Origin of the sequence: Streptomyces sp. NPDC006365 (assembly GCF_042870755.1) — a bacterium.
Taxonomy (GTDB): domain Bacteria; phylum Actinomycetota; class Actinomycetes; order Streptomycetales; family Streptomycetaceae; genus Streptomyces; species Streptomyces xiangluensis.
The window spans coordinates 70,446-90,387 of sequence record NZ_JBIAHS010000012.1; the positions used below are offsets into that span (position 1 = coordinate 70,446).

Here is a 19,942-nt window from a genome sequence, read left to right on the forward strand (position 1 = left end):
GTTCCGTGTGACGTACGTCACGGGAACCGGCCTTCGTCGTACGGACAGGTGGGAGACGTGGAGACAAACAGGGGGGACCGCCCGGAACGGCGGCGTGAACAGCGCTCCCGCATACGGGCCGGAGACGCGGATGCGTTCGGCGAGCTCTTCGACGCGTATGCACGCTCCGTCTACAACCATGCGTTCCGGCTGACCGGCGACTGGTCGACGGCCGAGGACATCGTGTCGCTGACGTTCCTTGAGGCCTGGCGACTGCGGGAGCAGCTGGACGCGGAGGGTGGTTCGCCGCGCCCGTGGCTGCTCGGCATCGCCACGAACGTGGCCCGCAACACGCGCCGCGCCACCCGGCGGCACGCGGCCGCCGTGTCCCGGCTGCCACCCGCCGAGGACGAGCGCGACTTCGCCGACGAAGTAGCCGGACGTATCGACGACTTGGCGTACCTCAGGGCCGTACGCGTCGCCGTCGACCACCTGCGCCGCCCCGAACGCGAGGTGCTCGCCCTGTGCGCCTGGGGCGGCCTCGACTACGCGGCTGCCGCCGAGGCGCTGGGCATCCCGGTCGGCACCGTACGCTCCCGGCTCTCCCGGGCCCGTGTGAAGCTCGCCGCGGAACTCGCCGCCGGGCGCGGACAGATGAAGGGCAGCCACACACCCGTGGCCGGGCCCATCCAGGAGGGGAACCACCAGTGAGCGAGATTCCCGAGAAGGACCTCCCGCCGGGCCGTCACCACGTCCTGAGGGAGCACCTGATGCGTGAGATCCGCGAGACCGGCACAGCGACAGACCGTACGAGCGGTTCGGAGGAGGACCGGGACCAGCCGGTACGGACCTTCTGGCGCCGCCCCGCCTTCGTGGCCCCCGTGGCAGCCGCGACCCTCACCATCGCCATCGCGGTGGGAGTCGGCGTCACTCGCGACGCCGCCACCGACGCCCCCCGGCCGGGAGGCGCGGACAGCCCCATGGCCCAGCCGACGATCACGAAAGACCCCGACCCGCTGCTGGAACGGCTCGCCGTGGCCGCCGGGGAGGAACTGCCCGGCGAGATCAAGAACGACCAGTTCATCTACACGAAGCGCGAGACCTACCACTGGAAGGTGGACCCCGACAAGGGCGTGCCCGACGGCTGTGACACGACGCTCGAGGGCTACGAATACGGCGTACGCGAACTCTGGGAGTCCGTCGACGGCCGGAGTGGGGGGCTGTCCCGGGAGCTCAAGGGCAACGGCGAGGCAATCGAGCGCGGGATCGCCCGCCAGCTGCCTGGCAAGAACACCGCCAACTTCTACCGGCAGGCAGAGGAACTCCCCACCGACCCCGAGGCCATGCGCCGCTGGCTCTACGGCCTCGGCCCCGGCGAGAAGCCGTCCGGCAGCAAGTCCGCGGACGTGAACGCCTTCGCCAAGGCCGGCAACCTGCTCACCACCAACCTCCTTCCGCCGAAGGTAGCCGCCGCGCTGTACCGGGCGATCGCCGAGATCCCCGGCCTGATCGCCGTCTCGGACGCCGAGGATGCGGCGGGCCGTACGGGTGTCGCCGTCGCGCTGGACGTGTCCGGTGCCTTCGGCACCGCGATCCGCGGGTCGCAGGGCACGGCGCGTGCCGAGCTGATCTTCGACGACGAGGCGCTGACGTTCCTGGGGGAGAGCGTCGTCAACCTTGAGGCCCCGACGGAGAAGTGCGACCCGCTCGAAGCGGGGGACCTCGTCAGCTCGACTGCTGTCCTCGCGCGGGGAGTTGTGGATACGACCAGCCAGAGGCCGTAGTCAGACCCGTACGGCTGAGATGAATGACGACCAGGCCGAGCGGTTGATCAACAAGACGGGTCCGTCAGGGGTTTTGCTGTCGCGTACGGGGACGACGGCGGGGAAATCGGGGGCTACTTCGATGCAGTTGCCGCCGTTGGAGTCGCTGTAGCTGCTCTTGACCCAGGTCGCCATTTCCAGGCAGTTGCCGCCGTTGTCGCCGCTGTAGCTGCTCCTGATCCAGGTCGCCCTGCTGAGATCGATCCTGTCCATCGCGCCCGTATCCTTCCATCGTCTCGCCGATCACAGCGGCAGACTCTTGGGCCGACAGAGAGTCCGCCCTGAGCGCATCATAGGTCTGCTCATGGCGTGCGTAGACGGCTGGATCGTCGTTGAAATGCCCACGATCCAGTGACTCCGAGTAGACCCACCTGTGGCCGTCCGGCAGCGTGATCAACGACAAGGGGGCGTTGGGACGGACGAGTTCAGGGACGTCTGCCGGGGCGACCTGGATACGAATATTGGGGCGCCGCCCGACGCTCAGCAGACGCGCGCACTGGTCACGCATGACGGCCGGGCTGCCCACCACGTTGCGCAGACAACTCTCGTCCAGAACCACGACGTACAACGGACTGCCCTCGGCCAGGAAGCGTCGCTGTCGGCTCAGTCGGGCCCGAACACGCTCCTCCAACTCATCGCCGCTCGCCACGCGCGAGAACAGTGCCCGCGCGTAGTCCGGCGTCTGCAACAGCCCCGGAATGACCCGCTCCTGATATTCCCGCAAGGTCACCGCCACCGCATCCATCTCGGCCCTCCGCCGGAACCAATCCGGATGCTCTACCTGTGGATACCAGTCAATCCGCCCCCACAACCGCACCAACACCCCACCCGTACCGAGCACTTCGTCGCACTTCTTGGCGAACGTGTCCTGCGGAACCCTCGTCCCCGCCTCCACCCGCGCCACATGGGAGCGATCGCACGGGATCTCCTTTGCCAGTCCCTCCTGCGTCAGCAGTGCCGCCTCACGGAAGTGCTTGAGTAACTCCCCGAAAACGGCCCCGGTGGTGGCGGCCGAACCCCCCTCGGCATTACGTCGGCTCACAGCATCCCTCCGTGACAGTGGCCCAGTGGCACGCGTCCGGCGTTGAACACGGTGCTCCGTTGCGCAACGCTGGATTCACCCAGAGTAACGAGTCATTCGCCCCTGGCAGGTGCGAACGGCAGAGAACGTACGGAGTGGAGATGACGGACGAAGCAGGGCGGTTGGAGCCGGGGGCGCTCGTCTACGACCCGGCGGCACGCAAGGTCGGGGAATACCGCGACAAGGCGGGCCCGTACGCGATGCTGCGTCCCGTCGGCGGTGGCCGGGAGTGGGAGGCCGACCCGGCGCTGCTCCGCCCGGCGACACAGGAGGAACGGATCGACGCCACGCTGATGGCGGCGAACCACCGTACGAAGCGGAGGGTGTGACGTTGCAGCAGCCCGTTCAGCCGGACGAGCTCAACCGCCCGCCCGTCCCGACCCCCGGCTGCGCAACGTGCACCGAACTCGCCATCACCCGGGACGACGCCCGCGCCCGTGGCAACCGCAGGGCCGAAACCGACGCCGACGATCTCCTGCGCCGCCACCAACACAGCGACCACGCCTGCCGCACCACGCGGTAATTCCCTACCGTCGCGGCCGGGAAGGGCGGAGACTCCTGTCATGGCTGACATGGGGGCGTTCCGGGATGCGGTCATCGCGTGGGCGGCCGGTGGCCCGGGCGACCCCGCGCGCGAGCTGGCCGCGCGGCTGCCCGTCCGGGCCGCCGTCCTGCTCGAAGGGCCGAGCGACGTCGCAGCGGTCGACGCGCTGGCCGCGAGCCGCAGCCGGGATCTCGCGGCCGAAGGAATCTGCGTCCTGCCGATGGGCGGTGCGATGAGCGTCGGGCGTTTCGCCGGTCTCCTCGGACCACCCGGACTGGGCCTGAGCCTCACAGGACTGTGCGACGAGCGGGAGCGCAGCTACTACGCCCGCGGTTTGGAGCGTGCCGGTGCGGCACAGCAACAGTTCTTCGTCTGCGCGGCGGATCTGGAGGATGAGCTCATCCGCGCGCTGGGTGTGACGCGGGTGGAGGAACTCGTCCGGGCGGAGGGCGACCTGCGCGCCCTGCAGACCTTCCAGCAACAGCCCGCACAGCAGGGCCGCACCTCACAGCAACAGCTGCGGCGCTTCCTCGGCACAAAGAAAGGCCGCAAGATCCACTACGGCCGCGTCCTCGTCGAGGCCCTCGAACCCGACCGCGTGCCCGCCCCACTCGACGGCCTGCTCACCAGCCTCTGACCGCTCGGCGACCGCCAAGCTCGGTGGAAAACCCCGGGCACCGCCTCAGCCGACCGTGATCGAGTCCAGCTTCTCCCGCAGATACACGTGCGAGTCCACCGGCTCGTACGCCACCCGTCCGACCGGAGCAGGCACCGACTCCACGAGCGTCCCCGGCGTGCACTCGCCGAAGTAGACCAGGGACATCAGCTCCTCGGCGGGCGCGTCCGCAGGCGGCGGCAGGACGCGGTGGCGTCCTGAGCGCCAGCGGTCGCCAGTCCAACGGGCCATCAAGTCACCGATGTTGATGGTGAACGCCTCGGCGTCGTACGGTGCGTCCTCCCAGCCGCCGCCGTCCGTGAAGACCTGCAAACCGCCCTTGCCGGCCTGCCGGTCGAGGATCGTGACCGTGCCGAAGTCGGTGTGCGGGCCGATGCGGAACTGGTCGGGCTCGGGCTCGCCCATCACATCCCTGCCCGGATACCAGTTGATGTTGAAGCCGTAGGTCGGGTGGTCCATGTGCTTCGTGAAGAAGTCCGGCTCCAGCCCGAGGGCCTCGCCGAGGAGGGCAAGGAGGTGGTTCTCCAACTCGGCCATCCGGGCCAGGTACTCCTCGCAGAGCGATCTCAACCCGGGAGCTTCCTCGGGCCAGACATTCGGGGCATACCACTCCGCGTTCACGACCGGGTCCTCGAAGGGCTCGTGCGTCGCGAACGTCAGCGACTCCTTCAGGTCCGGCGGGGTCCGAGTGCCCTCCGCATAGCCGTTGGCCTCCGCACCCGGACCGAGCCAGCCGCGACCGCCGACCCGGGCGGCGTACGGCTGCTTCACCTCGACGGGCAGCCGGAAGAAGGCGCGGGCGGAGTCCCGGACGGCCGTCCGCAATTCCGGGGCCACGCCGTGCCCCGTCACGAGCAGGAACCCGGCGCTCTGCAGGGCCTCGTCGACGGTGCGGGCGATCTCCTTGCGGGCCGCGGGGTCGCCGGAGAGCCAGGGGCGCAGGTCGATGGTCGGGATCCGGGGCTCACTCACCGATGTCCTCATTCCACAGGGCCGGATTGCTCTTGATGAAGTCGCGCATCATCTCGACGCACTCAGGATCGTCCAGCAGGACGATCTCCACGCCGTGCTCGGCCAGCCAGTCGTGGCCGCCGTGGAATGTCGTCGCCTCGCCGATCACCACCCGCGAGATGCCGAACTGCCGCACCAGGCCGGAGCAGTACCAGCACGGTGAGAGGGTCGTCACCATCGTCGTACCGCGGTACGTCCGCTGCCGGCCGGCAGCGCGAAAGGCGGACGTCTCCGCGTGCATGGACGGGTCGTCGTCCTGGACGCGACGGTTGTGGCCGCGGCCGAGGAGGGTCCCGTCGGCGCCGTAGAGGGCAGCGCCGATCGGGATGCCGCCCTCGGCGAGCCCCGCCCGCGCCTCCTCGACGGCGGTGACGAGCCACGCGCGTGCCTGGGCCTGATCCATACGCTCCATGAGTCCACTCTCCTACGAAAAATTCAGTTGCCGAGGGGTACTTGGCGTGACGTAACTTGATCGGCATGTGCGCAGCCGCAGCTATCACCAGGATCCGCCGCTTCTAGCGGCGGGCACTCTCACACATAACGCGTAGCGATCTCGCGTAACGAGAGCATCCGCCGCTCCGGAGACCTCCCGCCGGGCGGCCCCTGCCGTGCTGCCCGGCTTCCCTTCGAAGCCGCGGAGATCCTGTGCGCACCCAGCGTCATCACCAGCACTCGCACCAGCGTCCTGGCCGTCACGAGCTCGGCCAGAACTTCCTCGTCGACCAGAGCGTCATCGACGCCATCGTCGGCCTCGTGACCAGTACCGACGGGCCGATCATCGAGATCGGCCCCGGCGACGGCGCGCTCACCCTCCCCCTGCAACGCCTCGCCAGGCCCCTGACCGGCGTCGAGATCGACGACCGGCGCGCGGCCCGGCTCGATAGCCGTACGCGCCCGTCGACCGCGATCGTCCAGGCGGACTTCCTGCGCTATACGGTCCCCAGCACGCCGCATGTCCTGGTGGGCAACCTGCCCTTCCACCAGACGACCGCCATGCTCCGGCGCATCCTCAACGCCCCAGGCTGGACCGAGGCCGTCCTGCTGGTGCAGTGGGAGGTCGCGCGGCGGCGGGCCGGTGTGGGCGGGGCGACCATGATGACGGCGCAGTGGTGGCCGTGGTTCGAGTTCCGGCTCGTACGACGCGTTCCGGCGGCGGCGTTCCGGCCGCGACCCGGTGTCGACGGCGGCCTGATGACGGTGTCCCGAAGGGAGCGGCCTCTCGTCGACCACCGGGACCAGCGGCGCTACCAGGACTTTGTACAGCGGGTGTTCACCGCCAAGGGGCGCAGCCTGCCGGAGAGGCTCGCCGCCGTCGCACCCGAGCTGCCACGGCAACGGATCCGCCGCTGGACGCGCCACCACCGGATCGCCCCGACCGCACTGCCGAAGAGCCTCACGGCGGAGCAGTGGGCAGAGCTGTTCCGGCTCCGGCAGTGGCGTTGATGTGCCTCTTCTCCGGGATGCGGTGGCATTCAGCGCCCGTGGTCGACACCGGCGACCGACTGACCGGCTCTATTTCCAAGGCGTGCAGTCCGAGTGTTTGCTACGTTCGGCCGACAGAATTTGATCACTCGGCGAAGGGGGAGTCGGAGGAATGCTGGGCGTCAACAATCTGCCCACCTATGCGGTGGGGACTCTGCTCATCATCCTGCTGCCGGGGCCGAGTTCGCTCTACACCCTGTCGGTGGCGGCGCGACGAGGCGTGCGTACGGGCTACCGGGCAGCGGGCGGTGTCTTCCTCGGCGAGCTGCTCCTGATGGTGCTGACCGCGGTCGGGCTCGCCTCCCTCCTCGAGGCCAACGCCGTGGTCTTCGCGGTCATCAAGTACGCCGGGGCGGGCTATCTGTCGTGGATCGCGGTGGGCATGATCCGCGCGGCGTGGCGGATGTGGCGCTCACCGCGCCGGTCCGGCGGGACAGCTCCGGCCGCGCGGAACGCGCCAGACGCGCCAGACACACCGGACGCGCACGACGTGCAGAACGGGCAGAAGGGCACGCCAGTCACCGAACGGCCGTTCCGCCGTTCCTTGTTGATCACGCTGCTCAATCCCAAGGCGATCCTGTTCTTCCTCTCCTTCTTCGTCCAGTTCGTGGACCCTGCCTATCCGTACCCGGCGCTGTCCTTCGGGCTGCTCGCGCTGATCTACCAGGCCATCAGCGTCACCTACGTCACGGCACTGATTCTCGGCGGCACCTATCTGTCCGTTCAGTTCCGTCGCCGGCGGCGTCTGTCGGCGGGGCTCACCTCCGGGGCGGGCGCCCTCTTCCTCGGTTTCGCCGCGAAACTGGCCACCGCCGAGGGCTGAGCGCAGCACGTGGAAAGGCGGCATGGGCGGTGCTGATCGTGCAGCTAGGCCGCGGCCCGCGTGAAGCTCAGTACCGTCGCGACCTTGTCGAAGGTGACGAGGAGTCGGAGCTCCATCACTCCTTGCCGGCGCCGCCGGGGGCGTCGTCGCCACCGTTCTGCTCGCGCCGCTTGAGATCCTCCTCGCGGCGGCGCAGATCGGCCTCCCAGTCCTCGAACAGCTGCTCGTCGTCCTTGTCGCCCGTGCCCCTGTCCGGCTCCTTGGAGGACTTCTCATCCTTCAGGGACTTCAGGAACTCGGGGTTGTCGTCCGGCGCCACAAAGCCCCCCGGGCGCCCGCCCGTGGCGCGCCGTGCGGTGCGCTCCTTGCCCACGAGGAGCCAGGAGATGGAGCCCACCAGCGGAAAGAGCAGGACGAGAATGGCCCAGAGCGGCTTCGGGATGTACCGGATCTGCTTCTCATCGGTGCTGATGCAGTCGATGAACGCGTAGATGCTGAGCGCCAGAGGCACCAGCACCATCAGCACCCTGAGCATGAGCACTCCCCTTGCGTTGCGATCGGGCCACTGGACCAGGCCCCGTTACGGGGCCAGGGTAGCCCGTAGCCGATACTGGGACGCATGGCTTACGACGATCTTCGCTCCCTGCTCAGGGCACTGGAACGCGAGGGCGACCTCAAGCGCGTCAAGGCCGAGGTCGACCCGTATCTGGAAGTGGGGGAGATCGTCGACCGCGTACAGAAGGCGGGCGGCCCGGCGCTGCTCTTCGAGAACGTACGCGGGTCGGCAATGCCGCTTGCGATGAACGTCTTCGGCACCGACCGGCGCCTGCTCAAAGCGCTCGGCCTGAAGTCGTACGGGGAGATCAGCGAGAAGATCGGCGGACTGCTCAAGCCCGAGCTGCCGCACGGCTTCGTCGGCGTGCGCGAGGCCTTCGGGAAGCTCGGCGCCATGACGCATGTACCGCCGAAGAAGGTGAAGTCCGACAACGCGCCCGTGCAGGAGGTCGTACTGCGCGGCGACGACGTCGATCTCGACCAGCTCCCCGCCCTCTTCACCTGGCCGAAGGACGGCGGGTCCTTCTTCAACCTCGGGCTCACCCACACCAAGGACCCGGAGAGCGGCATCCGCAACCTCGGGCTCTACCGCCTCCAGCGCCATGACAAGCGCACCATCGGCATGCACTGGCAGATCCACAAGGACAGCCGGAACCACTACCAAGTGGCCGCCCGCCGCGGCGAGAAGCTCCCCGTCGCGATCGCGTTCGGGTGCCCGCCCGCCGTCACCTACGCCTCCACCGCCCCCCTCCCCGGCGACATCGACGAGTACCTCTTCGCCGGGTTCCTCCAGGGCAAGCGGATCGAGATGGTCGACTGCAAGACGGTGCCGCTCCAGGTGCCCGCGCAGGCGGAGGTCGTACTGGAGGGATGGCTGGAGCCGGGCGAGATGCTCCCGGAGGGGCCCTTCGGCGACCACACCGGCTTCTACACGCCGCAGGAACCCTTCCCCGCCCTGACCATCGACTGCGTCACGATGCGCAAGCGGCCACTGCTCCAGTCGATCGTGGTCGGCCGGCCCCCGACGGAGGACGGCCCGCTGGGGCGCGCGACGGAGCGCTTCTTCCTGCCCCTCCTCAAGATCATCGTTCCCGACATCGTGGACTACCACCTCCCCGAGGCGGGAGGTTTCCACAACTGCGCGATCGTCGCGATCGACAAGAAGTACCCGAAGCACGCCCAGAAGGTGATGCACGCGATCTGGGGCGCGCACATGATGTCCCTGACCAAGCTGATCGTGATCGTCGACTCGGACTGCGACGTCCACGATCTGCACGAGGTCGCGTGGCGGGCGCTCGGCAACACGGACTACGCCCGCGACCTCTCGCTCGTGGAAGGACCTGTCGACCACCTCGATCACGCCTCCTACCAGCAGTTCTGGGGCGGAAAGGCGGGCATCGACGCGACGAAGAAGTGGCCCGAGGAGGGCTATACGCGGGACGGCGGCTGGCCGGACATGGTGCTGTCCGACCCCGAGACGGCGGCGCTGGTCGACCGCCGCTGGAAGGAGTACGGACTCAAGTGAGCAGCGCTTCCGCAGCGATCCCTCAACCCGGCCGTACAAAGGCGTTCCTGCGCCTCGTCATGATCGAGCACTCGGTGTTCGCGTTGCCCTTCGCCTACATCGCGGCGCTGACGGCGATGTTCCAGATGGACCGGAACATCCACTGGGGCCGGCTGCTCCTCGTCACCATCGCGATGGTCGGGCTGCGTACGTTCGCCATGGCCGCGAACCGGATCATCGACCGCGAGATCGACGCCCGCAACCCCCGTACGGCGCAACGGGAGTTGGTCACCGGCGCGATGACGGTGCGGCACGCGTGGACGGGCGCGCTGGTCGCCCTGGTCTTCTTCCTCGGCGCCGCGGCCCTGCTCAACCCGCTGTGCCTCGCGCTCGCGCCCATCGCCGTGATCCCGATGGTGGTCTACCCCTACGGCAAGCGGTTCACGAACTTCCCGCAGGCCATCCTCGGTCTCGCCCAGGCGATGGGCCCGGTGGGCGGCTGGCTGGCGATCACCGGCGAATGGTCCTGGGAAGCGGTGATCCTCGGCCTCGCGGTCGGCATCTGGATCGGCGGCTTCGACCTGATCTACGCCTGCCAGGACGTCGAGACGGACCGCGAGATCGGCGTCATGTCGGTCCCGGCCCGCTTCGGCATCCCGGCCGCCATCTGGGGCGCCCGCGGCTGCCACACGGTCACCACGGCACTGTTCGTCTGGTACGCCCTGTCCACCGACGCGGGTGCCTTCTTCTGGCTGGGCCTGCTGATCGTCGCCGCCGCGTTCCTCTACGAGCACTCGATCGTGCGCCCGCACGACCTGTCCCGGGTGAACAGGGCGTTCTTCAGCGTCAACGGGTTCATCGGCATCGCACTGTTCGTGTGCGCGCTGCTCGACCTGCTGGTGCGCGGGCTTACCGTGTAGCGCGTTCGGGTGAGCCGGAGGCCGAGCGGCGGCGGAACAGGAACGCCGCTGCCACGCCCGACACCAGACCGACCAGATGCCCCTGCCAGCTCACCGTGGTGTTGGTGGGGGCTATGCCCGCGAGGACCGAGCTGCCCCAGGCCGCCGCGATCAGTACACCGGCCATGATGCCGAGCGGCCTGCGCTCCACGAAGCCGCTGATCACCAGGAAGCCGAACAGCCCGAAGATCAGGCCGGAGGCACCGGCGGTGTTGGTGTGCGCCGGAGATATCAGCCAGACGCCGAGGCCGTCGGCCACGATGATCAGCGCGCACACGGCGGCGAAACGGCGCAGCCCGCTGAGAGCCGCGACAAAACCCAGGACCAGCAACGGAACCGTGTTCGCCGCCAGGTGGGCGAAGCCGAAATGCAGGAACGAGGCAGGCACGATGTCGACCAGCTCCGACGGCTCGCGCGGAGTGATCCCGAGGCTGTCCAGCGAGTGGCCCGTGATCACGTCGACCACTTCGAGCAGCCACAGCAGGGCCACCCAGCCCACCATCAACTTGGCGGCCGTCCTCGCCCGCTCGCCCTGCGACCAGCCCCGGTCACTCCGGGTCCAACTGACGTCCCTACCAGCCATCGCCGTCCCCCATGTCCGCCCGTACCGCCGCTGGCACCCGTCGTACGCATCTGCCGCGTCTGTCGCATCTGTCGCACGCATCTGCCGTACGCACCAGTCGCCCGGCTCTGTCAGATTAACGGCCCTGCCCCTCGCTCCGTTCCCACTCCGTACCGCCGGATAGGCTCGACACCATGAAGCCAGGACAGACGCAGCGCACGCCTTGGATCGTGGGGGTCTCCGGTGCGTCCGGTACGCCGTATGCCGCTGCTGTGTTGCGTGCGCTTCTGGATGCGGGGGAGAGCGTCGACCTGATCGTCAGCAGGGCTTCGCGGCTGACGTTGCTGGACGAGACGGGGATCAGCTTCCGGGACGCCCACTGGGACGAGGACCTGCGCGAATGGCTGGCCCGTGGCGCGGACGGCAAGCCCGGCATCTTCGACATCCAAGCCCCGGACGTGCGGTACTGGAACCCCGGTGACCTGGCAGCGGGGCCGTCGTCAGGCTCGTACCCCTCGAAAGGCATGCTCATCGTGCCCGCGTCCACCGGCTGCGTCGCGGGGGTCGCGCTCGGCCTCTCGAAGGACCTGTTGCAACGCGCCGCGAGCGTCACACTCAAGGAGAGCCGCAAGCTGGTCGTCGCCGTCCGCGAGACCCCGCTGAACGGCCAGACCCTGCGGCACCTGGTGACCCTGGACGACGCGGGCGCGACCGTACTGCCGGCGTCCCCGGCGTTCTACGCGGGCGCCACCCACATCCAGGACCTCGTCGACTTCGTCGCCGGGCGTGTGCTGGACGCGGCAGGCGTCGCGCACACGCTCTACCGCCGCTGGGAGGGCGAACTGGGCGGCGGCTCACGCCCCACCTGAGCAACCCGCAGTACCCACTCAGCACTTCAGCACTTCAGCACTTCAGGACCTCAGTACTTCAGGAACTCTTCAGCGGAAGGCTATCGATCGCATGGACGCGGTGGACAGGCAGCTCATCCAGGCCCTCAGGGAGAACGGCCGGGCCTCCTACGCGGAGCTGGGACGCCTCGTCGGACTGTCGGGACCCAGCGTCACCGACCGCATCAACCGCCTGGAGGCCGCCGGTGTCATCACCGGCTACCGCGCGACGGTCGACGCCGCCTCGCTCGGCCTCGGCGTCACCGCCCTCATCGGCATCTCGCTCTCCGACGCCGCCGACCACGAGGACGTCGCGCAGCGGCTGCGGGACCTGAACGAGATCGAGGACTGCTGGTTCATCGCGGGCGACGACTCGTTCATGCTCAAGGTCCGGGCGCCGGACGTGGACGGTCTGGAGAAGACGATCCGGCGGCTGTCCGGGACGAAGGGTGTGTCCCGTACGCGTACGACGATCGTGCTCTCCACCAAGTGGGAGAACCGGGTGGGAGAGCTGCCCGAGGAGCAGTAAGGCAGTAGGCGTACGGTTGACCGAGTTGTCGGGCAGGGAGAGGTAGAGGCATGGACGTCGGGCTCAAGCGCGAGCTGGAGGAGAAGGTCCGGGCCGGTGAGCGGCTGACCCGTGAGGACGGCATCGCGCTGTACGAGTCGGACGACCTGGCCTGGCTGGGTGGTCTCGCGCACGAGGTGCGGACCCGTAAGAACGGTGACGTCGTCCACTTCAACGTCAACCGGCACCTCAACATGACCAACGTGTGCACGGCCTCCTGCGCGTACTGCTCCTTCCAGCGCAAGCCGGGTGAGAAGGACGCGTACACGATGCGCATCGAGGAGGCGGTCAAGCTCGCCAAGGCGATGGAGGGCGAGAACCTCACCGAGCTGCACATCGTCAACGGCCTGCACCCGAACCTGCCGTGGCGTTACTACCCGAGGTCGCTGTCGGAGCTGAAGAAGGCACTGCCGAACGTCTCTCTGAAGGCCTTCACGGCGACGGAGATCCACCACTTCGAGACGATCTCGGGCCTGTCGGCATCGGAGATCCTGGACGAGCTCATCGAGGCGGGTCTGGAGTCCCTCACCGGTGGTGGCGCGGAGATCTTCGACTGGGAGGTACGCCGGCACATCGTCGACCACCGCACCCACTGGGATGACTGGTCGCGGATTCATCGGCTGGCGCACTCCAAGGGCCTCAAGACCCCTTGCACGATGCTCTACGGGCACATCGAGGAGCCGAAGCACCGGGTCGATCACGTGCTCAGGCTTCGTGAACTGCAGGACGAGACGGGCGGTTTCCAGGTCTTCATCCCGCTCCGCTACCAGCACGACTTCGTCGACATGAAGGACGGCAAGGTACGCAACCGCCTCCAGGCCCGCACCCAGATGGCAACGGGTGCGGAGGCTCTGAAGACCTTCGCGGTCTCGCGGCTGCTCTTCGACAACGTCCCGCACGTCAAGGTCTTCTGGGTCATGCACGGCGTCCAGACCGCCCAGCTGGCCCTCCAGCACGGTGCCGACGACATGGACGGCTCGGTGGTGGAGTACAAGATCACCCACGACGCCGACAACTACGGCACGCCGAACAAGCTGACCCGCGAGGACTTGCTGGACCTGATCCGGGACGCGGGCTTCCGCCCGGTGGAACGGAACACGCGATACGAGATCATCCGCGAGTACGAGGGCCCGGACGCGTCGCGCCGCGAGTCGCCGCAGCCGATGCGGGTGTGATCGTTTTCGTTCCCACGCACCCGCCCCCTGGGTGCTCGTGTTGCGGGCGCCGGCAACAAATCAGCCCGTCCGGCGTTTGAGGACGAGGCCCTTCAGGCCGATCGGGGGTCTGGGGGCGGAGCCCCCAGCGGGGCCCAGGGGCAGCGCCCCTGGTTACGGGAAGGGGCGGGGTGGGGGAGGAATCCGTGTGCCCCCGCCCGGCACGGGTACTCGAAGCGCATGGTCAGCACCAAGGCCCCCGAGGACGCGTACACGGCGGAGCCGTTCGTGCCGGAGCACGGCGGCCTGCCCGCCCTGCGCAAGGCCGCCGCCGAGTGCCGTGGCTGCCCCCTGCACCGGGACGCCACGCAGACCGTGTTCGGCAACGGCGACACCGACGCCCGAGTGCTGATCGTCGGGGAACAGCCGGGAGACCAGGAGGACCGGCAGGGGAAACCGTTCGTCGGCCCCGCGGGCCGCCTGCTCGACCGGGCTCTGGCCGAGGCGGGCATCGACCCCGGCCAGACGTACGTCACGAACACCGTCAAACACTTCAAGTTCACCTCCTCCGGTCCCGGCAAGCGCCGTATCCACAAGGCGCCCAGCCTGCGCGAGATGACCGCCTGCGGCCCCTGGCTTGCCGCCGAACTGGCCGTGGTGGACCCGGAGTTGATCGTCATACTCGGCGCCACGGCGGGCAAGGCCCTGCTCGGTTCCTCGTTCCGCGTCACCCAGCAGCGCGGAATGCTCCTGGAGGAGGAGATCCACGGCCGCCAGACCCGCGTGGTCGCCACCATCCACCCGTCCGCCGCCCTGCGCGCCGACGACCGGGAGGCGGTGTACCAGGGGCTGGTCTCCGACCTGAAGGTGGCGGCACGGGCGCTGGACTGAGCGTGGCCGAGCGGAGAGTGGGCCGGACCGACAGCTCGTCGGGCCTCCGAATGCGCTTGAGCCCCGTACGTCGTAATAGGTAGCCTCGCCGCATGCCCCTTACGTTCACCCTCGACCCCTCCGTGGACCCCGCCCTGCGCGACGGCCTCCTCGACCTCTGGGCCGACGTGACCAACGCAGGCGGAGCCGTCGGCTTCGTACCGCCCGTGACCGCGGACGCGATCCGCCCGGAACTCGTCAAGCACCTCGCCGCGATGAGCGAGGGCCGTATGCGGCTGCTGGTCGGCCGGGACGAGGAGGGTGCCGTCGCCGCGACCGGCTTCTTCGCCTTCAACACGCACCGGCTGATGACGCACTGGGTGTGGCTCTACACGGTGATGGTGCACCCGAAGCACCAGGGCAAGGGCTACGGGCGTGACCTGCTAGCAGCCGCCGCGGAGGCGGCCGTCGGCTTCGAGGGCATCGAGGCGATACGGCTCACCTGCCGCGGCGGACTGGGGCTCGAACGGTTCTACGCCTCCTGCGGCTACAAGGAGGTCGGCCGCGTACCCGACGCGATCCGCGTCGCACCCGGCGACGACCGCGACGACATCACCATGCTGCTGCCGCTCACCCGCCTGGCCTGAGGCCACTCGCCTGCGGCCATGGAAGCCCCCCTGCGAGCTCACGGGCAGGACATGCTTGACTGGAGGGTGCCCTTTGGGAACGTTCGAACGGGAAGAGTGGATTGAGATGCTCCGCTACACGCTGATGCGCCTCGGAATCTTCGCGGGCTGCCTCGTGGTCGTCTGGGGTCTCGTCTACTCCGGCGTCGCCCCGCGCGGCCTCGGCGACTCCAACGGCATGTGGATCGTCCTGCTCGCCCTCGTGCTCTCGGCCCCGATCAGCTTCGTGGTCCTGCGCAAGGAACGCGACCGTGCCTCCGCGAAGATCGTCGAGCGGGTGGACCGGACCAAGGCCAACCTGGAGCGCAGCCGTTCCCAGGAGGACACCGCGGACGACGCGGCGCGCGGTGGGGCACAGGGCCAGCCTTCGTGACCCGGCCTTCGTAACCCAGCTTTCGTAACACAGCGTTCGTCACTGACGGCGACACCGTGGGCGCCCTCGGGTGGCGGAGAACCGTAGGCTAAGCCATATGGGTGCTGTGAAGAACAAGCGGATGCCGCGTGCCGTGCGTGAACAGCAGATGCTGGACGCCGCGGTGCGGACCTTCGGGCAGCGGGGTTACCGGGCCGCTTCGATGGACGAGATCGCCGATCTGGCGGGCGTGTCCAAGCCGCTGGTGTACCTGTACCTGAACTCCAAGGAAGACCTCTTCACGGCCTGCATCCGCCGCGAGGCCGCTGCCCTGACGGCCGCCGTACGCGCGGGAGTCCACCCCGGTCTGCCCGCCGACCGCCAACTCTGGGAAGGGCTGCGGGCGTTCTTCACGCACACCGCGCAGAACCCCGACGGCTGGGCGGTGCTGCACCTCCAGGCGCGTACGCACGGCGAGCCGTTCGCCGCCGAGGTCACCGCGATGCGGGAGGAACTCGTCGCGTTCGTCACGCAGTTGATAGCGGTGGCCGCCCGTGAGGCCCACCGGGATCCGTCGCCGGCCGAGCGTGCCGAGCACGAGGTCGCCGGCCTCGCCGAGGCCCTGGTCGGAGCAGCCGAGTCCCTTGCGGCCTGGGCCAACACCACGCCCGGCGTCTCGGCCAAGCAGGCGGCGGCGACGCTGATGAACTTCGCCTGGGCGGGACTCGGGAACCTGATGGATGGGCGGGCCTGGGCACCCCCGAAGCCGTAACGCGTCACGCCGGCGGGCGTACCTCACCCGTGACGTGCACGCGTTCCCCGCCCCCTCGCAGCTCGAAGGCGCCCCCCTTCGCCGCGTACGTCACCGTCCCCGGCAGCAGCACCGGCGCCCTGAACTCGGCCTTGATGTGCGCGGCTTCGGGAACGCCGTGCTCCGCGAGGCAGCGGGCCACCGTCCACATGCCGTGCGCGATGGGCCTCCGGAAGCCGAAGAGCCGGGCCGTGAGCGGATGCAGGTGGATCGGGTTCCGGTCTCCGGACGCCGCCCCGTAACGCCGCCCGAGATCCCCGCCCAGCCGCCACTCGGCGATGGCGGGAAGGGGTGGGGGTTTGCGGGCCTCGCCCGGCGGCGACCCGGCGTGGGCCTTGCTCCGCGGAGCCTCGGTCAGCTCGGTCCGATGCCGGGCGAGATACGTACTCCTCGACTCCCATACGAGGCTGCCGCCGGCCCGGACCTCGGTGACGAGGGTCGCCTCGGTCCCTCGCCGGTGGGGCGCCAACCCCTCGACGCAGGCATGGAGTTCGTACTCCCCCGTGGCTGGAAGCGCCTTCCGCTGGACGATCTCGACGGCCGTGTGCACAAGCCCGAGCAACGGCAACGGAAACGCCCGCGCACTCATCAGCCGCATGGCCAGCGGAAACCCCAGTACATGCGGATACGTCACGGGCAGCGCGTCGGCGCCCACGCCGTACCCGCAGACGCGCTCGTACGCGGCGAGCTTGGCGAGGTCGATGCGAACGCCGGGGAGTACGAGGTGAGTTGGGGGCGCCTCGGGCGTGCTGCCGGGCCGGGGTCGCTTGAAGGGGGAGGCGAGGGCGCCGCGGGTGAGGAGCGGGGCGAGGGCTGGGGAGGCGGCGAGAGTCCGGGTGTGCATGCGGCGCATGGAGCAGTGGTCGGCCATCGTCCAAGAACTCCCAGCTCGATCGGCGCAGTCGTGGATCCGGTCGTGGATCTGATCGCGGATCTGATCGCGATTCTTACTCCAGAGTAAGATTACTCAGAAGTCAGTAAGCGGTCGAGACGCACCTCAGCGCCTGTGAATGTTGTGGAGGGTGGCGTCGTCGCTGGTGAAGACGGTTCGTCGACGACACCCGCGTACGTCGTAATGCGTATGTTGATGGCCCGACTCCCACTGAACACCGGGTAGATCAGCCCCGTAGCACCCATGGGGACCCCTGGAGGGACCGCCAGGCATGACGACAAGGAGCCGCCCCATGTCCGCCAGGAAGTCCTCCATCCCCGCCCCCGCGCTCGTCGAGCCGGACCTCAAGCGGCTGGACGGTGTCGTACGGGAGGCGGCCGTGCCGCCACTCGTCGCGCCGGTCACGCATGGATCCCTCGCGGACATCCCGTTTGACAACGCGAGCGAGGCCCCCGCCGACGTCGTACTCAGCCGCAAGGGGCCGGACGGCGACTGGGTGGACGTGACGGCGAACGCGTTCGCGGACGAAGTGCTCGCGCTGGCCAAGGGATTGATCGCCGAGGGGCTGGTGCCGGGCGACCGGATCGCCATCATGGCGCGTACGACGTACGAGTGGACGTTGCTGGATTTCGCGGCCTGGGCCGCCGGCCTGGTGACCGTGCCGATCTACCCGACCTCGTCCATCTTCCAGACCCGCTGGATCCTCCAGGACTCCGGGGCCGTCGCGCTCGCTGTCGAGAGCGTCGCGCAGGCCGCCGCGCTGGGCCCGGAGCGCGAGAGGATCCCGGATCTGCGCCATGTGTGGGTCTTCGAGAAGGGGCACGTGGAGCGGCTCGCCGAGTCGGGCCGGAACGTGCCGGACTCGGAAGTCGCCGTACGCCGCGGGATGTTGGGGCCGGGCACCCTCGCCACGATCATCTACACCTCGGGTACGACCGGACGCCCCAAGGGCTGCGCACTGTCCCACGGCAACTTCTTCGCCGAGGTCGACAACGCCATCGAACTCCTCTACCCCGCCTTCAGGTCCCTCACCGACGAACCGGCGGCCACCCTCCTCTTCCTCCCCCTCTCCCACGTCTTCGGCCGCATGATCGCGGTCGGCTGCCTGCGCGCCCGCGTGCGGCTGGGGCACGCCCCGGGCATCGGTTCCGAGGAGCTGCTCACCGACCTGGCCTCGTTCAAGCCGACGTTCCTCGTGGCCATCCCGTACGTCCTGGAGAAGGTCTTCAACACGGGCCGCGCGACCGCCGAGCGCATGGGCCGTGCCTCGTCCTTCGACCGCGCGGCCCGCCTCGCCCGCGCGTACGGCGTGGCGGTCGAGGCCGAGCAGCACGGCACGGGCTCCGGCCCGAGCCGCTCCCTGCGCGCGGCCCGCTCCCTCTACGACCCGCTCGTCTACCGCCGTATCCGGGGCGCCCTGGGCGGCCGGGTCCGCTACGCGATCTGCGGCGGCTCCCCGCTCAGCCGCGACATGGCGGCGTTCTTCGCCGGCGCGGGCATAGAGATCTTCGAGGGTTACGGCCTCACCGAGTCGACGGCGGCGGCCACTGTCACCCCGCCGCTCAAACCCCGCCTCGGCACGGTGGGCTGGCCCCTGCCCGGCACCCGGGTCCGTATCGCCGCGGACGGGGAGATCCTGCTGAGCGGCAGCCATGTCTTCCGCGGCTACTGGGACCCGTACGCGGGCGGCGTCGTCCCCGCCGCCCCCGACGGCTGGTTCGCGACCGGCGACATCGGCGTTCTGGACGACGAGGGCTACCTCACGATCACCGGCCGCAAGAAGGAAATCCTGATCACGGCCGGCGGCAAGAGCGTGGCCCCGGCCCCCCTGGAGGACTGGCTCCGCTCCCACCCCCTGATCGCCCAGGTCATGGTCGTGGGCGACGGCCGCCCGTACGTCAGCGCCCTGATCACCCTCGACCCCGACGGCATCACCCACTGGCGCCAGATGAACCGCAAACACGCGGTACCCGCCGAACTCCTCGTCGACGACGAGGAGCTGAACACCATCCTGAAACGAGCAATCCACGAGGCCAACAAGCTGGTGTCCCGCCCGGAATCAATCCGCCGCTTCACCATCCTGCCGGGCCGTTTCAGCGAGGAGGCCGGGCATCTGACTCCGACGATGAAGCTCCGGCGGGATGCGATCGAGCGAGACTTCGCGGCGGAGATCGAGGCGTTGTACGAGCGGTAGGGGCCCACAAGGGGGCGCGGGAAGGCGCAGCCTTTTTCGGGGCGCCCGCCGGAGGCAAAAGGCAGGAGCCCCGCCACCAAATGGTGGAGGGGCTCCTTGGGTACTGCACTCGTTCCGGAGATCAGAGCATCAGAGCGTTCGCTCCAGAAGCCGAAGGATCAGACAGGGGTGACGTTCTCCGCCTGCGGGCCCTTCGGACCCTGGGTGACGTCGAAGGTAACCGCCTGGTTCTCTTCGAGGGAGCGGAAGCCGCTCGCGTTGATCGCGGAGTAGTGGACGAAGACGTCGGGGCCTCCGCCTTCTTGGGCGATGAAGCCAAAGCCCTTTTCGGCGTTGAACCACTTCACGGTTCCGGTAGCCATAAGCCCTCCTTGGGCCCAAAGGGTTGCCCTGCTCCAGAACCAGCGATTGTGTAAACAACTGCATTCGTCTGAAAACGACGAGAGCCCGCGGTCACATGCGCTCCGCAGGCTCTGTACTGCAAGGGAAACCAAACTGCAACTTGCGGCCGAGCCTAGCACGCAGGCAG

At 68.9% G+C, this 19,942-nt stretch carries 25 protein-coding genes; 17 read left to right on the plus strand and 8 right to left on the minus strand.

Translation table 11 applies throughout. The annotated features are described in order from the left end of the window. Positions 1–57: 57 nt before the first annotated feature. Positions 58–690, plus strand: a complete 633-nt coding sequence (locus ACFYO0_RS28880; RefSeq protein WP_388681783.1) for an RNA polymerase sigma factor — start codon at positions 58–60, stop codon at positions 688–690. Continuing rightward, a complete protein-coding gene (locus ACFYO0_RS28885) occupies positions 687–1,763 on the plus strand; it encodes a CU044_5270 family protein (protein WP_388681786.1) in 1,077 nt (358 codons plus the stop codon). Before ACFYO0_RS28880 ends, ACFYO0_RS28885 begins: the two co-directional genes overlap by 4 nt. Here the strand turns inward: ACFYO0_RS28885 and ACFYO0_RS28890 are convergent, their stop codons facing one another. Both ACFYO0_RS28890 and ACFYO0_RS28895 read right to left on the minus strand, forming a co-directional pair. After that, positions 1,764–1,886 (minus strand): DUF397 domain-containing protein, encoded by a 123-nt coding sequence (locus tag ACFYO0_RS28890; RefSeq protein WP_388682257.1) that lies wholly within the window; start codon positions 1,884–1,886, stop codon positions 1,764–1,766. It abuts the gene before it with no gap. Continuing rightward, positions 1,828–2,844 (minus strand): Scr1 family TA system antitoxin-like transcriptional regulator, encoded by a 1,017-nt coding sequence (locus ACFYO0_RS28895; protein ID WP_388681788.1) that lies wholly within the window; start codon positions 2,842–2,844, stop codon positions 1,828–1,830. Before ACFYO0_RS28895 ends, ACFYO0_RS28890 begins: the two co-directional genes overlap by 59 nt. A gap of 140 nt (positions 2,845–2,984) precedes the next feature. On the opposite strand from ACFYO0_RS28895, the gene ACFYO0_RS28900 reads away from it, so the two are divergent. The 3 genes from ACFYO0_RS28900 to ACFYO0_RS28910 are packed head-to-tail and all read left to right on the plus strand — an operon-like array spanning position 2,985 to position 4,064. Beyond that, entirely contained in the window at positions 2,985–3,212 is a 228-nt protein-coding gene (locus ACFYO0_RS28900) for a hypothetical protein (protein WP_388681790.1), read from the plus strand. A 2-nt stretch (positions 3,213–3,214) separates the two neighbouring features. Next, complete coding sequence (locus ACFYO0_RS28905; RefSeq protein WP_388681793.1) at positions 3,215–3,406, plus strand: hypothetical protein; 192 nt, start codon at positions 3,215–3,217, stop codon at positions 3,404–3,406. 40 nt (positions 3,407–3,446) lie between these two features. After that, positions 3,447–4,064, plus strand: coding sequence for a TOPRIM nucleotidyl transferase/hydrolase domain-containing protein (locus tag ACFYO0_RS28910; protein WP_388681795.1), 618 nt, complete (start codon positions 3,447–3,449; stop codon positions 4,062–4,064). A 45-nt stretch (positions 4,065–4,109) separates the two neighbouring features. Here the strand turns inward: ACFYO0_RS28910 and ACFYO0_RS28915 are convergent, their stop codons facing one another. Both ACFYO0_RS28915 and ACFYO0_RS28920 read right to left on the minus strand, forming a co-directional pair. Beyond that, positions 4,110–5,087, minus strand: a complete 978-nt coding sequence (locus tag ACFYO0_RS28915) for an isopenicillin N synthase family dioxygenase (RefSeq protein WP_388681798.1) — start codon at positions 5,085–5,087, stop codon at positions 4,110–4,112. Continuing rightward, the gene (locus ACFYO0_RS28920) at positions 5,068–5,526 is read right to left on the minus strand and encodes a nucleoside deaminase (protein ID WP_388681801.1); all 459 of its coding nucleotides are present in this window, start codon (positions 5,524–5,526) and stop codon (positions 5,068–5,070) included. The genes ACFYO0_RS28915 and ACFYO0_RS28920 overlap by 20 nt, the downstream gene beginning before the upstream one ends. A gap of 233 nt (positions 5,527–5,759) precedes the next feature. Between ACFYO0_RS28920 and erm the strand changes: the two genes are divergently transcribed. After that, positions 5,760–6,557, plus strand: coding sequence for a 23S ribosomal RNA methyltransferase Erm (gene erm / locus ACFYO0_RS28925; RefSeq protein ID WP_388681804.1), 798 nt, complete (start codon positions 5,760–5,762; stop codon positions 6,555–6,557). A gap of 151 nt (positions 6,558–6,708) precedes the next feature. Continuing rightward, positions 6,709–7,419 (plus strand): leucine efflux protein LeuE, encoded by a 711-nt coding sequence (gene leuE / locus ACFYO0_RS28930; RefSeq protein ID WP_388681807.1) that lies wholly within the window; start codon positions 6,709–6,711, stop codon positions 7,417–7,419. A 115-nt stretch (positions 7,420–7,534) separates the two neighbouring features. Here leuE and ACFYO0_RS28935 read toward each other — a convergent pair whose 3' ends face one another. Next, entirely contained in the window at positions 7,535–7,954 is a 420-nt protein-coding gene (locus ACFYO0_RS28935) for a PLD nuclease N-terminal domain-containing protein (RefSeq protein ID WP_388681809.1), read from the minus strand. 84 nt (positions 7,955–8,038) lie between these two features. Between ACFYO0_RS28935 and ACFYO0_RS28940 the strand changes: the two genes are divergently transcribed. Both ACFYO0_RS28940 and mqnP read left to right on the plus strand, forming a co-directional pair. Continuing rightward, on the plus strand, positions 8,039–9,499 hold the full coding sequence (locus tag ACFYO0_RS28940; RefSeq protein WP_388681811.1) for a menaquinone biosynthesis decarboxylase: 1,461 nt from the start codon (positions 8,039–8,041) through the stop codon (positions 9,497–9,499). Next, positions 9,496–10,398: a menaquinone biosynthesis prenyltransferase MqnP gene (gene mqnP / locus ACFYO0_RS28945; protein WP_388681814.1), complete on the plus strand. Its 903-nt coding sequence runs from the start codon at positions 9,496–9,498 to the stop codon at positions 10,396–10,398. The genes ACFYO0_RS28940 and mqnP overlap by 4 nt, the downstream gene beginning before the upstream one ends. Here mqnP and ACFYO0_RS28950 read toward each other — a convergent pair. Continuing rightward, the gene (locus tag ACFYO0_RS28950; RefSeq protein WP_388681817.1) at positions 10,388–11,020 is read right to left on the minus strand and encodes a rhomboid family intramembrane serine protease; all 633 of its coding nucleotides are present in this window, start codon (positions 11,018–11,020) and stop codon (positions 10,388–10,390) included. The genes mqnP and ACFYO0_RS28950 overlap by 11 nt on opposite strands. A gap of 173 nt (positions 11,021–11,193) precedes the next feature. Here ACFYO0_RS28950 and ACFYO0_RS28955 point away from each other — a divergent pair, with 173 nt between their 5' ends. The 7 genes from ACFYO0_RS28955 (at position 11,194) to ACFYO0_RS28985 (ending at position 16,288) form a co-directional block, all read left to right on the plus strand. Further along, positions 11,194–11,868 carry a UbiX family flavin prenyltransferase gene (locus ACFYO0_RS28955; RefSeq protein WP_388681820.1) on the plus strand — a complete coding sequence of 225 codons (675 nt, stop codon included), beginning with the start codon at positions 11,194–11,196 and terminating at the stop codon, positions 11,866–11,868. Positions 11,869–11,959: 91 nt separating this feature from the next. Next, on the plus strand, positions 11,960–12,415 hold the full coding sequence (locus ACFYO0_RS28960) for an Lrp/AsnC family transcriptional regulator (RefSeq protein WP_344391957.1): 456 nt from the start codon (positions 11,960–11,962) through the stop codon (positions 12,413–12,415). A gap of 50 nt (positions 12,416–12,465) precedes the next feature. Continuing rightward, the gene (gene mqnE, locus ACFYO0_RS28965) at positions 12,466–13,629 is read left to right on the plus strand and encodes an aminofutalosine synthase MqnE (RefSeq protein WP_388681824.1); all 1,164 of its coding nucleotides are present in this window, start codon (positions 12,466–12,468) and stop codon (positions 13,627–13,629) included. Positions 13,630–13,848: 219 nt separating this feature from the next. Next, a complete protein-coding gene (locus ACFYO0_RS28970) occupies positions 13,849–14,499 on the plus strand; it encodes a UdgX family uracil-DNA binding protein (RefSeq protein ID WP_388681826.1) in 651 nt (216 codons plus the stop codon). Positions 14,500–14,591: 92 nt separating this feature from the next. Beyond that, a complete protein-coding gene (locus ACFYO0_RS28975) occupies positions 14,592–15,125 on the plus strand; it encodes a GNAT family N-acetyltransferase (protein ID WP_388681829.1) in 534 nt (177 codons plus the stop codon). A 106-nt stretch (positions 15,126–15,231) separates the two neighbouring features. Further along, on the plus strand, positions 15,232–15,537 hold the full coding sequence (locus tag ACFYO0_RS28980; protein ID WP_388681832.1) for a DUF4229 domain-containing protein: 306 nt from the start codon (positions 15,232–15,234) through the stop codon (positions 15,535–15,537). A gap of 97 nt (positions 15,538–15,634) precedes the next feature. Beyond that, complete coding sequence (locus tag ACFYO0_RS28985) at positions 15,635–16,288, plus strand: TetR/AcrR family transcriptional regulator (RefSeq protein WP_388681835.1); 654 nt, start codon at positions 15,635–15,637, stop codon at positions 16,286–16,288. 4 nt (positions 16,289–16,292) lie between these two features. On the opposite strand, the gene ACFYO0_RS28990 is transcribed toward ACFYO0_RS28985, so the two are convergent. Beyond that, positions 16,293–17,171 carry a MaoC/PaaZ C-terminal domain-containing protein gene (locus tag ACFYO0_RS28990; protein WP_388681837.1) on the minus strand — a complete coding sequence of 293 codons (879 nt, stop codon included), beginning with the start codon at positions 17,169–17,171 and terminating at the stop codon, positions 16,293–16,295. A 340-nt stretch (positions 17,172–17,511) separates the two neighbouring features. On the opposite strand from ACFYO0_RS28990, the gene ACFYO0_RS28995 reads away from it, so the two are divergent. After that, positions 17,512–19,413, plus strand: a complete 1,902-nt coding sequence (locus ACFYO0_RS28995) for an AMP-dependent synthetase/ligase (protein ID WP_388681840.1) — start codon at positions 17,512–17,514, stop codon at positions 19,411–19,413. A 158-nt stretch (positions 19,414–19,571) separates the two neighbouring features. Here ACFYO0_RS28995 and ACFYO0_RS29000 read toward each other — a convergent pair whose 3' ends face one another. Continuing rightward, positions 19,572–19,775: a cold-shock protein gene (locus ACFYO0_RS29000; protein ID WP_033319512.1), complete on the minus strand. Its 204-nt coding sequence runs from the start codon at positions 19,773–19,775 to the stop codon at positions 19,572–19,574. Positions 19,776–19,942: the final 167 nt, after the last annotated feature.